This window comes from Verrucomicrobiia bacterium (assembly GCA_035946615.1).
GTDB lineage: Bacteria > Verrucomicrobiota > Verrucomicrobiia > Limisphaerales > UBA8199 > DASYZB01.
In genome coordinates, this window is record DASYZB010000003.1 from 1 (window position 1) to 14,114 (window position 14,114).

The following is a 14,114-nucleotide window of genomic DNA, read 5'->3' on the forward strand; positions in this document are numbered from 1 at the left end:
CACGAAGGCCGCTCCGGCCTTATCCTTCTGCTGGAGCAGGAAAAAAGCGAAAAATCCACCTCACCCAAACCACCTGACATCCGAAACCAAATCCCTCAATTACTCAACACGGACCGCCATCAATTATCGAGATCGCTCTCACAAGCTTACACTCTTCGTCGAACCATTTTTGCTCTTCGAGGTCGTCTTGTGTCGGGGCAGACTTGGCCTGTTCCCGTTTGGCTCGGCGCAATCGCCTAACGTAGTTTCCTATGGTATTTCGGTCTTCTCATCCTCAAACCGCGGAAGTTCTGGCATGCTCTCACATTTCTGCGCGTAAGCCTTTTTGGAAATCGGAGCGCCTCCAAAATAGTACCGTTGTCCGTAGAGCATTCCGTCCTCGGCCCACCATCTCATACGGCCGGTCATTTCGCCCTGCAGTTGAGACCACTCGTATCTGAGTTGACCATTTTCATACCATTCTCGGAGCATGCCGGTGCCGTTGTCGAACTTGCACATTCCCAACATTTGCCCTTTTGTGTTCCATTTCCGAACAACCCCATCCAGCAACCCATTGTGGTAATTGCCTTTCTGCGCGAGTACCCCGTTTTCATGCCATACGCGGTAAAACCCATGCCGCGTTCCTCTTTTCATAGTGTATTCTGACGACGGCCTTCCATCCGGGAACACGGTTCGATCGATGCCATCTTTAGGGGCTTGAGTCTTCATGATCAGTTCGGTTCGAACACACGCCTGTCAGAATGTTGCATCTTCAACGGCCTGCGCGTCAACCTTCCCTATTCCCGTGGCAACGTCCCCGCCAGACTGGTGCGTGAGCAGTGGAAATAAAACGGAGCGCCATTGTGTTTGGCGGAAGAGTGCTTAAATGCCGCCCAAGGCCCAACTAACCCCGTTCAGGGAAGAAAATGGCCAAATAGTACCTGATTTGCGCCGGGGATTGGTCCTGCCTTGCTTTCGAGCGCTGGGTGGCTGTACTTGCTATATCTGTGACACCGCACCAGCGTAAAATCGCCGCCATCGTTTCAAGACTGCTGGAATGGTATCCCAGGAACGCGAGGGATTTACCCTGGAGGCAGACCACTGATCCCTATGGCGTATTTGTGTCTGAAATCATGCTGCAACAGACTCAGGTCAAAATGGTCCTGGGCTACTGGAATCGTTGGATGCGCTCATTGCCGACCCTGAGCGCGTTGGCCAAAGCCAGCCCCCAGAGGATTCATAAGCTTTGGGAAGGGCTGGGCTATTACACTCGAGTCCGCAACATGCAGCGAGCCGCCCGGATGATGGTTAAGGAGCATGCCGGCAAGGTCCCTTCAAAGTTGGATGAACTCCTGGCGCTGCCGGGCATCGGACGCTACACCGCCGGAGCAATCTGCAGCATTGCCTTCGATCAGCCGGCGCCGATCCTGGACGCCAACATCATCCGGGTGCTGGCACGCCTCTACGGTATTGGAAGCGACCCGCGCCAGGCCAAGGCCAAGACGGAGTTGTGGAGAATTTCCCAAGAGCTGGTACAGCGCGCCTCCTCGATGAATGGCCGTTCAGGCGTCTGTTCGCAGTTCAACCAGTCCCTGATGGAATTGGGCGCGCTTCTTTGCACGAGGAAAGCGCCGCGTTGCGATCTTTGCCCACTGGCCCGAGTTTGCTTCGCTCACCAGGAAGACCGGGTAGCAGATTTACCGGCCCTTGCAAAACGGCCAAAGCCCACCGCGCGCTGGTTCGCCGCGTTTGTGGTCGAGGATAAGGGCCGGTTTTTGGTGCGGCAGCGGCCTGCCAAGGGCATCAATGGTTCTTTGTGGGAGTTTCCCAATGTGGAGATTCATCGGAAAGCAAATATGAAGAAGGCGGCGCGGGTGGTCCTGGGCGCAAGCGCCCGGTCGATCGAGCGGTTCTGCACCATCCGGCATTCGATTACGCGCTATCGCATTACGCTCGATGTTTTCAAGGTTCAGACGAACCTGGCGGGAAAACCATCTCGATCTGGCGCGCGCTGGTTGACCCAGGCTCAAGCGAGGCGGTTGCCTTTCACAGGAGCCCACAAGAAGATTCTTTGGATGAGAGGGAGTGAGCGCCTACCGACCACCGTACACTGATAGCGCGCGCTGCCAGGTTCCCTCTCCCAGCCTGCGGGGTCAAGGAGAGGGGCCTGTTCGCTGGTGACCGCAGGCTGGCTCTGGGTCCAAGCCACCGAAAACCACCTGCAATTAGAAGTCCTCAGGCTTCCTGGAAGAAAATGTGGGTAACGACAAGCGCTGAAGCGAGTGTTAATGAGTCGCACAGCCTTGAAGAACCCTGTCGTGCGCCCTTGAAGATTTCACTGTCCGATTCCGAGTGGTTTATTATCCTCGGGTTTTGCATCCTGAACCATCAATGAGCAAGTTGCTGTTAATAGACGACGAAGCGGACGTGCAATACTCGTTCCAGCGGATTTTTGATTCGCCGGATATCGAGTTGACGACCGCGTCGAGCGGGGAGGAGGGCTTGAGGCTCCTCCCGCGGCTCAAGCCGGACTTGGTGCTGATGGACGTGCGGATGGGCGGGATGAGCGGCCTGGAGACCCTGCGGCGTCTGCGCCAGCTTGATTCGAAACTGCTGGTCATCCTGATGACCGCTTACGGCACCACGCAAACCGCCATCGAGGCGATGAAGCTGGGCGCATACGATTATCTGCTCAAGCCGTTCGATGTGCCCAAGCTTAAAGAGATTGTTTCCAAAGCCCTGAAAGCCGCTCTGGACATGCGGCAGGTGGTCTCGTATCAGCCGTTGCTCGAATCGGAGGATTACGAGCTGGGAATCGTGGGCCGCAGCGAGCCGATGCAGCAGGTGTTCAAATTGATCGGGCAATTGGCCGCTTCGGATGCCACGGCCCTCATCACGGGCGAAAGCGGCACCGGCAAAGAGTTGGTTGCCCGGGCAATTTATCACCATAGCAACCGCAGCCAACACCCGTTTCTTGCCGTCAATTGCGCGGCGATTCCGGAGCAACTGCTCGAAAGCGAGCTGTTTGGGCACGAGCGCGGGGCTTTTACCGGCGCAACTCTCCAGCGCATTGGCAAGTTCGAGCAATGCAATCGCGGCACGCTGTTCCTGGATGAAATCGGCGATATGACCCCCGCCACGCAAACCAAAATCCTGCGCGTGCTGCAGTCGGGCACCTTCGAGCGAGTGGGTGGGAACCAGCCTCTCAAGGTGGATGTGCGCATCATCGCGGCAACCAACAAACCCCTCGAACAAGCCGTCGCCGCCCGGCAGTTCAGGGAGGACCTCTTTTACCGGCTGAATGTGGTCCGAATTCATATCCCGCCGATGCGGGAACGGAGGGAAGACATCCGGCTTTTGGTGAATTATTTCCTGAGCAAATTCGCCAAGGACCAGGCCGTGCCGCCCCGCTCGATAGCCCCTTCTGCCCTCAAAGCGCTCGAAAAGCACCATTGGCCGGGCAACGTGCGCGAGCTGGAAAACGTCATCCGGCGCGCCCTGGTGATGGCCAAAGGCGAGGCGATTCTCACCAGCGATCTGCCAGCCGAAATCAGCGGCGCCGCAGTTGCTGGCTCCGCCACGACCAGCCCCTTGGCCCCGGGTGATTCCGCCGGAACGGATGTGGCCGTGCTGGCGCGGCAGCTTTTTCAGTGGGCTCGCCGCGATCCGAAGCTCAAGATTATCCCCGCAGTGGAACGTGAATTGGTCATTCAGGCCCTCAAAGATACGGAAGGCAACCAGGTCCATGCGGCCAAGTTGCTGGGCATCACGCGGGCGACCTTGCGCAAGCGGGTCGAAAAATTCGGCATCCAGAAAGAACTCAACATCAAGTAATGGCCGAGTCCTCCCCTCTCGCTCCCCCGGCCGAGCCCAGCTTGCTGCTGCTGATTCCCGCTTACAACGAAGAGCACCGGATCGAACCGGTTTTGCGGGACTATGGCCGTTATTTCCGGGAGAATTATCGGGGCAAGTTTCAGCTCGTGGTAGTGCTTAACGGCTGCCGGGACAACACGCTGGGCGTTGTCCAGCGCGTGGCAGGGCAATACCCGGCCATCAGCGCATTGGAATTCCGCGAACCCATCGGCAAAGGGGGCGCGCTGATTGAAGGGCTTAAACTAGCGCCGCTGGCTGACGTGGTGGGCTATGTCGATGCCGATGGGGCCACTCCGCCCCGGGCCTTTCACGAGTTGGTGAAGCACCTCGGCGAGGCCGACTGTGTCATTGGCTCGCGCTGGCTGCCCGGGGCAGTACTGCATGTCGAGCAAACCAGCAAACGCCAGTTTGCCAGCCGCGCCTTCCATCGCGTTGTCGAGTTGTTCTTCCACATGCACATCAAGGACACGCAGTGCGGGGCCAAGGTCATGCGGCGCCAGGCCGTCGAGCGCGTTCATTCAGCGTTGCGCATTGCGGATATGGCCTTTGATATCAACCTGCTCTACTCGCTTAAGCGCGCCGGGTTCTCCGTCCTGGAAGTGCCCACCGAATGGACCGACAAGATTGGCTCGAAGGTGACCCTGTTCCGCACCTCGCTGACGATGTTTCTTTCTGTGCTGCGGATTTGGTTGATCTACTCCCGGCTCTACCCGCTTCTGCGCCCTTTGCGCCCGCTCGAAACCTGGGTTTACAAGATGCTCCTGCGCCAGCCGCCGCCAAGGCCGGGACCCAAGAACCAGAGAAGCGGAAAGGAAATGGGTAGTGGAGCCCCGGGCGCATGACAAAGTATGGGCGTCTTGCCTCCTGGCTTTTTCCTTGATTTCCAAACTCGGGGGGACCATAAATGGCGGATGCTTGGAATACTCGGGGCGAGATTATTTCCCAAAGCTACACCGATTGAGCGGCGGGTGAAAACCAGGGCGGTGCTGCTGACCACTTTGGCCGTCCTTGTGTTGATTGGAGCGGTGGCTCTGATTACCGCCTGGGCCTCCGGGTTAGGGTCTGTGTTCCACCAGAATTCCCCATCGAGCCTGCTGGGCCATTAAGCCTCAATCTCGGAGGGCAGAGATCGCTCGAAAGGGGGAAGTAATTTCTCCGGCGGGGTTCCAATATCGGTCCATCCGCTGCCGGTTTTCCCACAAGACGGCAACCGCGCGTTCCTCGAACAAACAGGGGAACACCAGGATTGGAAAGGCGGTCTGGCGCGCAAGGGTCATGGCTGCTTCGCCTTGATCAAGAATCCGGGCGTGCAGCGTCGCATCGGGAATGTCGTCCAACTGGCGCAGCACCAAGGTGCATTTCAATAATTGGAGCTTTTCCATGTCGTGATCGTAAGTGGCGTCCATGACAAATCGCTGACAGGCATGTTACAATCAGCCTGAAAACATCGGAGGAGATGTCTCCGTAGTCTCCCGGGCCTCTCCGTCAACAGCTCGCCTCAGTGTGTTACGGTCCGGCAACAAACCATTCACCAGATATTTACAGCGCAAAAAGAGGGTTTCTCTTGCGGTCCTGCCGTGTGTTCGCGAAGGTGTGACCATGTTGCGTATTGCAAAGTTATTGACCGTCTTTTTACTGCTTTTTCCACAGTCCGGGCTCCTGGCCGCCGGCAAGGCCGCTCACGTTGTCGTGCTGGTCTGGGACGGTATGCGCCCCGATTTCGTCACCGAAAAGACCACTCCAACCCTCATGAAATTGGCCCGAGAGGGCGTCACCTTTGCCCATCACCATCCCGTTTACGTCAGCTCGACCGAAGTCAACGGCACAGCCTTCGCAACGGGTATGTATCCCGAGCAGAGCGGGATCGTTGGAAACGAAGAGTATCGTCCCGCCATTTCACTCACTAAACCTATCATGACGGCCAACCCGCCTGAGGTGCGCCGGGGCGATGAAATTCTTGATAGCCAGTTTCTGCGCTGCCCGACCTTGGCCGAGACTCTCCATGCGCATACGCTTCGGACGGTTGTTGCCGGGGCGAAAACCGTGACGCTGCTGCTGGACCGTCACGCAGGAGAAAACGGCGGGCTCGGGGTGGATTTGTTCGAGGGGAATGTCCTTCCCAAGGCTATGGCAGGCGAATTGAATGGCGCTTTGGGCAAGTTTCCCCCAGTGGGTCTTCCCAAGCGCGAGCGGGATTTGTGGACCACCCAGGCGCTGGTTGGGCCGTTATGGGATGATGGCGTCCCGGCTTTATCGTGGTTATGGTTAAGTGAACCGGATTATTCCCAGCACCATACCGGGCCGGGTTCGAAAACGTCTCTCGCTGCGATTCTGTCTTGCGATCAGAACCTCGCCCAGGTCCTTGCAGCCCTGGATAAAAAAGGGGTGCGCGAACAAACGGACGTCATTGTGGTTTCCGACCACGGCTTTTCCACAATTTTTCAAACCGCGCCTGTGGCCGCCCTGCTGCGCAAGGCAGGATTCAAGGCCGCGCGGGCATTTTCTGCGGCGGGCCCGCACCCGGGCGAGGTGATGGTGGTGGGCAATGGCGGCACGGCGTTTCTCTATGTGACCGGCCATGACGCAACACAGATCAATCAGTTAGCGCATTGGCTCCAGGCGCAACCTTTCTGCGGAGTGGTCTTTACACGGATACCCGTCGATGGGGCCTTCCGGCTCGAACAAGCCAAGATCGATTCTCCGGCGGCGCCTGATATTGTCTGTGCCATGCGCTGGAAAGCCGATTCGAGCGCCAACGGCACACCCGGCCTCATTTACAGCGATGCCAGCGAATACGGTCCAGGCCAGGGGATGCATGCCAGCCTCAGTCCTTTTGACATGCACAACACTTGCATCGCCGCTGGCCCGGACTTTCGCAGAGATTTCCAGGACCCGCTTCCTACAGGAAACATTGATATTGCGCCGACGGTGACGTGGCTGTTGGGCGTGACGCCGCAGAGGCAGCCCTCTGGCCGGGTCCTTCACGAGGCCCTGACTGAGAATACCGAACGCAATGCTCACCCCACGAGCCACCATTTAGAAACAACCTATCGTGATGAAAATTTTGGCTGGCGCCAGTACCTGGATTATTCCGAAGTCAGCGGCGTGCTCTACTTTGATGCGGGCAACGGCGAGCAAATCCAAGCCGCGACAGCAAGCGCAAGCGGCGCCCCAGGAAAATCCCGGTAGGCGAAATTTGCGCGCGGCTCGGGTGAATGCCTGATTGAGGGGAGAAGGTTCCAAAGGAAGCTTGGAGGGCAAACCTTGAAAGGAGTTAAAATGAAGAAATTGATAGCAATAATGGCAGTCGCCGGCCTTTTGGCTGCATCAGGCTGTGCGTCCCGAGAAAACCAGGGCGGCACATCTGAAAACCCGAATACCAGCACCGGGACGAGCGAAAACACCGGCACAATGAACACTCCCCAAAATGAAACGGGGACCAGTGGGACGAGCCAGCAGAATGCCAATCCCAGCAAGAACGAGAATAACAACACCGGCACCAGCGGCAACACCGGTGCTGCAACGACCCCGGGCGGCAATAATGCCGGGGCCGGCTCGGGCAATACCACCACCAACAGCGACTCGGGCGCCGGCAACAACTCCGCGCCCCAATAGCATCGACTTCAAGCCATACGGCCTACAACTCCGGCAGGGTGCCTTGGCATTCCTGCCGGAGCATTTTGTCGGCCAGGGCCATTCGACAATTGCGGGCTTCGTGCCTACTCTTTGAGCATGGCCGAAGCACCGCTGAATATCCTGGCTGTCGTCGGCAGCCTCCAACGCGGGTCTGTGACGCGTTTGATCATCAACCATGTCGCCGAACAACTCCGGGCCTCCGGCTGCAGCGTTGATGTTCTGGATTTCCAGAATGAACCGCTGGCGCTGTATAATCCGGACACCGCCCACGAGCTGCCCGGCTATGCCGAATTGCAGGCACGCGTGTCCCGTGCCGATGTCATTGTTCTGGGCACCCCGGATTATCACGGGAGCCTCAGCGGGGCGACGAAGAATTTTCTGGACCATTTCTGGCGCGAGTTTGCCGGAAAACTCTTCGCCACGATTGTCGCTTCCCACGAAAAAGGTCTCACTGTCACCGACCAACTCCGCACCGTCGCCCGCCAGTGTTATGCCTGGACGTTGCCCTACGGAATTTCATTTGCGGAGGATGTCGATGTGAAGGATGGCCAGATCGCGAGCGAATCACTTCGCAACAGGCTCGCGATGCTGATTCGCGATGCCCGCGTCTATGGCCGCGTCCTCTCCCAACAGCGCCGGGCGGACTTGGCGGGACCGGACCCCGGCTTCCTCGCCCGATTGCGCTGACTTATCCGCCATTATGCGGAGGGGTTCTTGTCCAGGTCGTCAAAAAACCCGTGACGTTCCAGGGATTGCCTTGTCAGAAAAGGGAGATGAACAGGATGTTTTTGAAGGTCTCTCAGCACGCGGGACTGGAAGCCTATGGCTAACTACTCATATATCGCTATTGACCCGCGAGGGAGTGAAACTCGGGGGATGCTTGAAGTTGCAAATCAGAGTGAAGCTGTTCGACGGGTCAGGGAGATGGGGCTTTTCCCGACAAATATTAAGGCGGCATCTGATCGAACTGCTCGCAGGACACCAAAGCGTCCTTTTGGGAACACCGTGCGACTCAGAAGCCTGATGCCGCTGGCCACCCGCCGGAAAGTCAGAGCCGCCAAGCTCGTGGTGTTCACACGGCAGGTGGCCACCATGGTCGGGGCAGGCATGCCTTTGCTGCGGAGCCTTAAGATTCTTGAAGAGCAGGAAGAAGGCAGGACCTTGCGGGGCGTCATCCGCGAAATCGGATTTTCAATTGAGAACGGTGGCTCGTTCTCCGAGGCCATTGCGTTCTATCCCAAAATCTTCAATCCCTTGTATGTGAATCTTGTGCGAGCGGGAGAAAGCGCAGGCGCTTTGGAATTGGCGCTTCATCGCCTTGCGGAATTCATGGAAAAAACGGAGAAGATAAAAGGCAAAGTCAAAGCGGCCTTGGTCTATCCGTGCGCGGTTTTGGTGGTGGCGACCGGGATAACGGGCCTTTTGATGACGTTCATCGTGCCACGCTTTCGGGTTGTGTTCGAGGGATTGCTCGACGGCGCCGCGCTGCCGGCCTTTACACGGTTTGTATTTGAGTTGAGCGGCCTTCTTGTGCAGCGACTTCCCTTCGTTTTGCTGGCAGGGGCGGCTGTGGCTTGCGTGTTCATAATGGGCATCAGAACCAAATTGGGGAGGCGATGGTTCGACCGTGTAAAACTTTCTTTGCCGATAGTTGGCCCGCTGTTTCGCAAAGCGGCCATCTCGCGGTTTGCCAGGACGTTCGGCACGCTGGCCGGAAGCGGTGTGCCGATTCTCCAAGCCCTCACAATCGTCGAGGGAACGGCAGGCAATTCCATCATTGGGGACGTGATTGCTCGAATGCACGAACAAGTAAAGCAGGGTGATCCGATAGCCCCCGGTTTGAAGGCGTCCGGGGTCTTTCCTGCAATGGTCGCGGGTTTGGTGGATGTTGGCGAGCAGACCGGGGCCCTGCCGGAGCTGCTGATGAAAATCGCCGATAATTACGAGGATGAGTTTGATAATGCCGTGAGTGGCCTTACATCTTTGTTGGAGCCGATTCTGATTCTGATCCTGGCGGTTATTGTCGGGAGTATTGTTGTGGCAATGTTCCTGCCGTTAATTACCATCGCCACCGGCCTCGGCGGGGCTGGTCCAGGCCGGATGTGAACGACGGGTTACGGATTTCCACCAAGGAACTTGATGGAAATATCCTTGAACTCAATATCCATCGTGAAGCCGGCGTGCATCTGGAGCGCGATCACCCCGCCCTTGAGGACGGCCTTTGGACTGTCGTCAATCATCTCAGTCATCAGGCGACCGTTGATCTTGTACCAAACGTGGTCTCCATTGACGATGAGGGCGATGTCGTTCCAACCGCCCTTATTGTGTAGAAGCTTTCCGAGGTCGTCGGCGCTTTCCGGAAGCGGGTCGTTGTGACGTTTATTCTCGTTGTCCCAAGTGGTCTTTTCGCCGCGGTTACTCATCGTGCCTCGTCCGCCGGCGATGCCCGATTCGTCATAGATCGAACCGGTGTATCGGCCGCCGCTATCGATGTCGGCTTGGTAGCCGCCCGCGTGAAGGGTCTTCGGATTGTTGATCACCGAACGGAACTGCACGCCCGAGTTGCCTTCCGGGCTGACGAGCATCCATTTGATGTGGAGCTCGAAATTGACAAACCGTTCGGGGTGCTCCTTGGAGGCGCTCAGAATGAGATCAGTCTGGACCGAGTGATCCCTGGTTTCGCTGCCGTCGATAACGCCGTCCTTGACAGACCAGTAGCCCTTAAGACCTTCCCAGCCGGTCAGGTCCTTGCCATTGAAAAGACTGATGAAGCCATTGGCATCGGGCTGCCCCAGAAGCGCCGCAGTGGGAGCGACGGCTGGTTTATCTTGCGCCCGAACGGGGGCGGCGATCACCGCCAAGACGGCAAAGGTCGTGAGAGAAACGTGTTTAAGCATATGTGGGGAAACCATAGGTGGTGCCTGCTGTTCCTTTCAATCTTTAATTTACGGCAAACTGCCGGATCATTTCCGGCGCCAATATGGCTTGGATGACCGGCGCCCTGGACCTCAACGGCGATACTCGCATTTCGGCCGCAACCGTGGATATGGGCGCCTACGAATACATTGCGACCCCGCTCAGCCCCGCGCTGAGTTCTCCCGCCCGCCTTTCGGCGAACCAATTTCAATTTGTCCTCAGTGGCACTGCCGGACAAACCTATACGGTTGAGTACTCCCTCACGTTAACCAACTGGCTCTCCCTCCTGGTCACTAACGCGCCGGGCAATCCATTTATCACCACAGACTCAACCGCCACCAACCAGTTGCGTTTCTATCGCGTGCGAGCCGGGCCATAGTACTTACGCCTGCTCCCACCGCCAGCCCGACAGTCGACGCAAAAGGCTTATTGCGATGGGTTTTCGAAGGTGTTATAGTAAAGATTACGAAAACGAATTGAGGCCGGCGCACGCGCGAGGGCCGTCCGGGGCCGGGGCGGAGACTCAGCGTCGGCTGTGGTGTGTGCTGGTTTTGTTATGAGGCGGATCCGTAACCGAGTTGCCATCTTTCCGGTTCTTCTGCTCTGTGCCCCGCTCGCGGGGGCCGGCGCCAACTCAACCATTGAGTTCAACCGCGACGTCCGCCCCATCCTTTCAGAAAACTGCTTCGTCTGCCACGGCCCGGGCAAAGAGGACCGAAAAGCCAACCTGCGCCTGGATGTGCGCGAGGTGGCGCTCGAGCACAAGGCTATCGTTGCCGGCAACCTCGCCCAGAGCAAGCTGATCCAGCATATCTTCTCGACCAACCCGAAAATCATCATGCCCCCGCCGGAGACGAATAAGAAGCTCTCTGTCGCAGAAAAAGAAATCCTCCGCAACTGGATTAAGGCGGGGGCGAAATACGAACCGTACTGGGCGTATGTAAGGCCGGTTCGCGCGCAACTGCCACCGACCAAAAACCCAGGTTGGGTGCGCAATCCCATTGATGCGTTCATTCTTCACAAGCTCGATGAGAAGGGTGTCAAGCCCTCACCGGAAGCTGACAAGGCGACGCTGTTGCGCCGGTTGAGCCTGGACCTGATTGGGCTGCCGCCGACGCCGGCGCAAGTCGCGGCCTTTGTCTCCGATTCCAGTCCGGAGAGTTACGAACGGCAGGTGGATCGGCTTCTGGCTTCACCGCATTTCGGAGAAAGAATGGCCGTGCCCTGGCTCGATGTCGTGCGCTTCGCCGATACGGTCGGTTATCACGGCGATCAAAACATCAACATCTTCCCCTACCGTGATTACGTGATTAACTCGTTCAACACGAACAAACCCTTCGACCAGTTCACCGTCGAGCAGCTTGCCGGGGACCTGCTACCGCACCCCACCACCGAATCGCGCATCGCCACAGGTTTCAACCGCCTCAATATGGTTACCCGAGAAGGCGGCGCCCAACCCAAAGAGTACCTCGCAAAATATGCCGCCGACCGCGTCCGCACCGTTTCGATGGCCTGGCTGGGTTCGACCATGGGCTGCGCCGAATGTCACGACCACAAATTTGATCCCTTCACATCCAAGGATTTTTACCAGATGGAGGCCTTCTTCGCTGACATCAAGCAATGGGGCGTCTATGAGGACTACGGCTACACCCCGAATGCGGAACTCAAGGGCATCGACAATGACTCGCCTTTTCCCCCGGAAATTGAGGTCAATAGCCCGTACCTGCAGCGACGAATCAAGAAGCTCGAAGCCAAAGCCGACGCGCTCTGCGCGCAGGCTGCTGCGAAACTCGAGGCTGACGCCTCTCTGAAGCAACCATTTGAACAATGGCGCCAGTCGAGCCTGGCTTTCTTGAGCCAGAATCCGAGCGGCTGGCAAACACCGGTTCCCGAGGTTGCAATTGAAACCGAGAAGCCCGACCGTGCAGTTCAAACCAATTTCACTGTCCAGGCTGACCGCACTGTTTTGCTCGCAGAGGGGAAGCGAAAAAAGGTCCGGTTCCTGTTGCCGGTCTCAAATTGGCCGATAGCCGCAATGCGTCTCGAAATCACGCCCCTTGAAACGCCAAGCGAAAAGGCAGGAGACCCGCCCCAGAGGACGGAAGCCTCGATCACCCTCTCGGCAACTCTGAAATCATCAGACGGTAACAACCAATCCAAGCTGTCGTTCAACCATGCCGACGCCGACCATAAAAAGGAGATTTACTCGAACGGTTTTCCCATCCTTGGCGTAGCGAGGCGTTGGCTCATCTCAATTAACGACACCCGCCAGAAGGCGGTCTGGTTGCTGGATAGCCCCGTTGAAACCAAGGCGGGCGATGTCCTGGAGTTGGATTTTGGCAGCCTGCCCGTCGCTTCGGCGCGGGTCTCGCTCTCCCCCTTCGCCGCCCCTGAGCCGCTCGACTCCGGTATCGGCGACTCTCTCGAAACCGCCTTGCGCATCCCAAACGAAGCGTCTGCTTCTCAATCCAATCTCGTGGCGCGCACCTACCTGTTCAGCACGCGCTCGGATGAGGAGTTCGTTGCGCAAGCCGGCGAACTCCAGCGCCAAATTGATGCATGCCGGCATGGCCGTGCTTTCACGCTCGTGACGGTCGCCCGCGATAAACCTCGAGTCACCCGGCTGCTCCATCGCGGTGATTGGCAGGACGACACCGGCGAGGTCCTGGAGCCGGGAGTGCCGCATTTCCTGCCGCAGATTCCCAATCCCGACGGCCATCGGCTCACGCGGCTGGACCTCGCGCGCTGGCTGGTTTCTCCTGATAACCCTCTCACCGCCCGCGCCGTTGTGAACCGCTTGTGGAAGCAGTTCTTTGGCGCCGGCATCTCCGCGGTCGTGGATGATCTCGGCGGCCAGGGTGAATGGCCGAGCCACCCCGAATTGCTGGACTGGCTCGCGAGCGAGTTCATGCATCCAGAATTCCAGCAGCCCTCGACCCTTCAGCACCCCCCTCCCCATGACTGGGACATCAAACACATGGTGAAGCTCATGGTCATGTCCGCGGCGTATCGGCAGAGTTCCAAGGCTCGCCCTGATCTGAAGGAAATTGACCCCAACAACCGCCTGCTGGCGCGCCAATCGCCGCGCCGCCTTGAAGCCGAGTTCGTTCGCGACAATGCGCTCTTCATTTCTGGCCTGCTGAATCCGGATTTGGGCGGCCCCAGTGTCCATCCTTATCAGCCGGCCGGTTACTACGCCAACTTGCAGTTCCCCGACCGCGTTTACCAAGCCGACCAGGATCAGCGCGAATATCGGCGCGGCGTGTATATCCATTGGCAGCGCACTTTCCTCCACCCGATGCTCGCCAACTTCGATGCCCCCTCGCGCGAGGAATGCACCGCCAGCCGCGTCGTCTCAAATACTCCCCAACAGGCCCTTACTCTCCTAAACGACCCCACCTTCGTCGAGGCCGCGCGCGTCTGGGCTGCACACCTCCTGGACCCGGCCAAGGAATCGGATGCCCAAAGGCTTGACAGGGCCTTTTACCGCGCCCTGGCTCGCCCTCCGACAGCCCGGGAGAAAGAGTCCCTTCTCAAGTTTCTCTCCGTTCAAGAGGCCACCTATAAGCAGAATCCCGCAGATGTCTCAAAGCTCCTCCACGTCGGCATCGCGCCCGCCCCCAAAGATGAAAACCCAAAGGACGTTGCCGCATGGACCCAGCTCTGCCGCGTCATCCTGAACCTGCACGAAACAATTACCTGTTATTGAC

14 protein-coding genes are annotated in these 14,114 nt (G+C 58.0%); 11 read left to right on the forward strand and 3 right to left on the reverse strand.

Annotated features, from left to right (window positions below):
* Positions 1-240, forward strand: a 240-nt coding sequence (locus tag VG146_00275; protein ID HEV2390773.1) for a hypothetical protein, incomplete at its 5' end; no start/stop codon positions are given.
* Positions 241-249: 9 nt separating this feature from the next.
* On the opposite strand, the gene VG146_00280 is transcribed toward VG146_00275, so the two are convergent.
* Entirely contained in the window at positions 250-708 is a 459-nt protein-coding gene (locus VG146_00280) for a hypothetical protein (protein HEV2390774.1), read from the reverse strand.
* A 278-nt stretch (positions 709-986) separates the two neighbouring features.
* Between VG146_00280 and mutY the strand changes: the two genes are divergently transcribed.
* From mutY to VG146_00300, 4 genes are all read left to right on the forward strand, one after another.
* On the forward strand, positions 987-2,093 hold the full coding sequence (gene mutY, locus VG146_00285) for an A/G-specific adenine glycosylase (GenBank protein HEV2390775.1): 1,107 nt from the start codon (positions 987-989) through the stop codon (positions 2,091-2,093).
* 277 nt (positions 2,094-2,370) lie between these two features.
* On the forward strand, positions 2,371-3,813 hold the full coding sequence (locus VG146_00290; protein HEV2390776.1) for a sigma-54 dependent transcriptional regulator: 1,443 nt from the start codon (positions 2,371-2,373) through the stop codon (positions 3,811-3,813).
* Positions 3,813-4,694, forward strand: a complete 882-nt coding sequence (locus tag VG146_00295) for a glycosyltransferase (GenBank protein ID HEV2390777.1) — start codon at positions 3,813-3,815, stop codon at positions 4,692-4,694. Before VG146_00290 ends, VG146_00295 begins: the two co-directional genes overlap by 1 nt.
* 69 nt (positions 4,695-4,763) lie before the next feature.
* The gene (locus tag VG146_00300; protein HEV2390778.1) at positions 4,764-4,958 is read left to right on the forward strand and encodes a hypothetical protein; all 195 of its coding nucleotides are present in this window, start codon (positions 4,764-4,766) and stop codon (positions 4,956-4,958) included.
* 3 nt (positions 4,959-4,961) lie between these two features.
* On the opposite strand, the gene VG146_00305 is transcribed toward VG146_00300, so the two are convergent.
* Entirely contained in the window at positions 4,962-5,258 is a 297-nt protein-coding gene (locus tag VG146_00305) for a hypothetical protein (GenBank protein HEV2390779.1), read from the reverse strand.
* Positions 5,259-5,451: 193 nt separating this feature from the next.
* Here VG146_00305 and VG146_00310 point away from each other — a divergent pair, with 193 nt between their 5' ends.
* The 4 genes from VG146_00310 to VG146_00325 all read left to right on the forward strand — a co-directional run bounded on the left by VG146_00310 (position 5,452) and on the right by VG146_00325 (position 9,594).
* Positions 5,452-7,041 carry an alkaline phosphatase family protein gene (locus VG146_00310; GenBank protein HEV2390780.1) on the forward strand — a complete coding sequence of 530 codons (1,590 nt, stop codon included), beginning with the start codon at positions 5,452-5,454 and terminating at the stop codon, positions 7,039-7,041.
* Between the two features lie 90 nt (positions 7,042-7,131).
* Complete coding sequence (locus tag VG146_00315) at positions 7,132-7,467, forward strand: hypothetical protein (GenBank protein HEV2390781.1); 336 nt, start codon at positions 7,132-7,134, stop codon at positions 7,465-7,467.
* 117 nt (positions 7,468-7,584) lie between these two features.
* Positions 7,585-8,175, forward strand: coding sequence for an NAD(P)H-dependent oxidoreductase (locus VG146_00320; protein ID HEV2390782.1), 591 nt, complete (start codon positions 7,585-7,587; stop codon positions 8,173-8,175).
* 318 nt (positions 8,176-8,493) lie between these two features.
* On the forward strand, positions 8,494-9,594 hold the full coding sequence (locus VG146_00325; protein ID HEV2390783.1) for a type II secretion system F family protein: 1,101 nt from the start codon (positions 8,494-8,496) through the stop codon (positions 9,592-9,594).
* 8 nt (positions 9,595-9,602) lie between these two features.
* Here the strand turns inward: VG146_00325 and VG146_00330 are convergent, their stop codons facing one another.
* Positions 9,603-10,343: a DUF1080 domain-containing protein gene (locus tag VG146_00330; protein ID HEV2390784.1), complete on the reverse strand. Its 741-nt coding sequence runs from the start codon at positions 10,341-10,343 to the stop codon at positions 9,603-9,605.
* 125 nt (positions 10,344-10,468) lie between these two features.
* On the opposite strand from VG146_00330, the gene VG146_00335 reads away from it, so the two are divergent.
* Together VG146_00335 and VG146_00340 are read left to right on the forward strand one after the other, a co-directional pair.
* Entirely contained in the window at positions 10,469-10,783 is a 315-nt protein-coding gene (locus VG146_00335) for a hypothetical protein (protein HEV2390785.1), read from the forward strand.
* Positions 10,784-10,960: 177 nt separating this feature from the next.
* Positions 10,961-14,113, forward strand: a complete 3,153-nt coding sequence (locus VG146_00340; protein ID HEV2390786.1) for a PSD1 and planctomycete cytochrome C domain-containing protein — start codon at positions 10,961-10,963, stop codon at positions 14,111-14,113.
* Position 14,114 lies beyond the last annotated feature (1 nt).

Coding starts and splice junctions, on each gene's coding strand:
- VG146_00280 (HEV2390774.1), bottom strand. CDS start 708: ATGAAGACTCAAGCCCCTAAAGATGGCATCGATCGAACCGTGTTCCCG.
- VG146_00290 (HEV2390776.1), top strand. CDS start 2,371: ATGAGCAAGTTGCTGTTAATAGACGACGAAGCGGACGTGCAATACTCG.
- VG146_00295 (HEV2390777.1), top strand. CDS start 3,813: ATGGCCGAGTCCTCCCCTCTCGCTCCCCCGGCCGAGCCCAGCTTGCTG.
- VG146_00300 (HEV2390778.1), top strand. CDS start 4,764: ATGCTTGGAATACTCGGGGCGAGATTATTTCCCAAAGCTACACCGATT.
- VG146_00305 (HEV2390779.1), bottom strand. CDS start 5,258: ATGGACGCCACTTACGATCACGACATGGAAAAGCTCCAATTATTGAAA.
- VG146_00310 (HEV2390780.1), top strand. CDS start 5,452: ATGTTGCGTATTGCAAAGTTATTGACCGTCTTTTTACTGCTTTTTCCA.
- VG146_00315 (HEV2390781.1), top strand. CDS start 7,132: ATGAAGAAATTGATAGCAATAATGGCAGTCGCCGGCCTTTTGGCTGCA.
- VG146_00320 (HEV2390782.1), top strand. CDS start 7,585: ATGGCCGAAGCACCGCTGAATATCCTGGCTGTCGTCGGCAGCCTCCAA.
- VG146_00335 (HEV2390785.1), top strand. CDS start 10,469: ATGGCTTGGATGACCGGCGCCCTGGACCTCAACGGCGATACTCGCATT.
- VG146_00340 (HEV2390786.1), top strand. CDS start 10,961: ATGAGGCGGATCCGTAACCGAGTTGCCATCTTTCCGGTTCTTCTGCTC.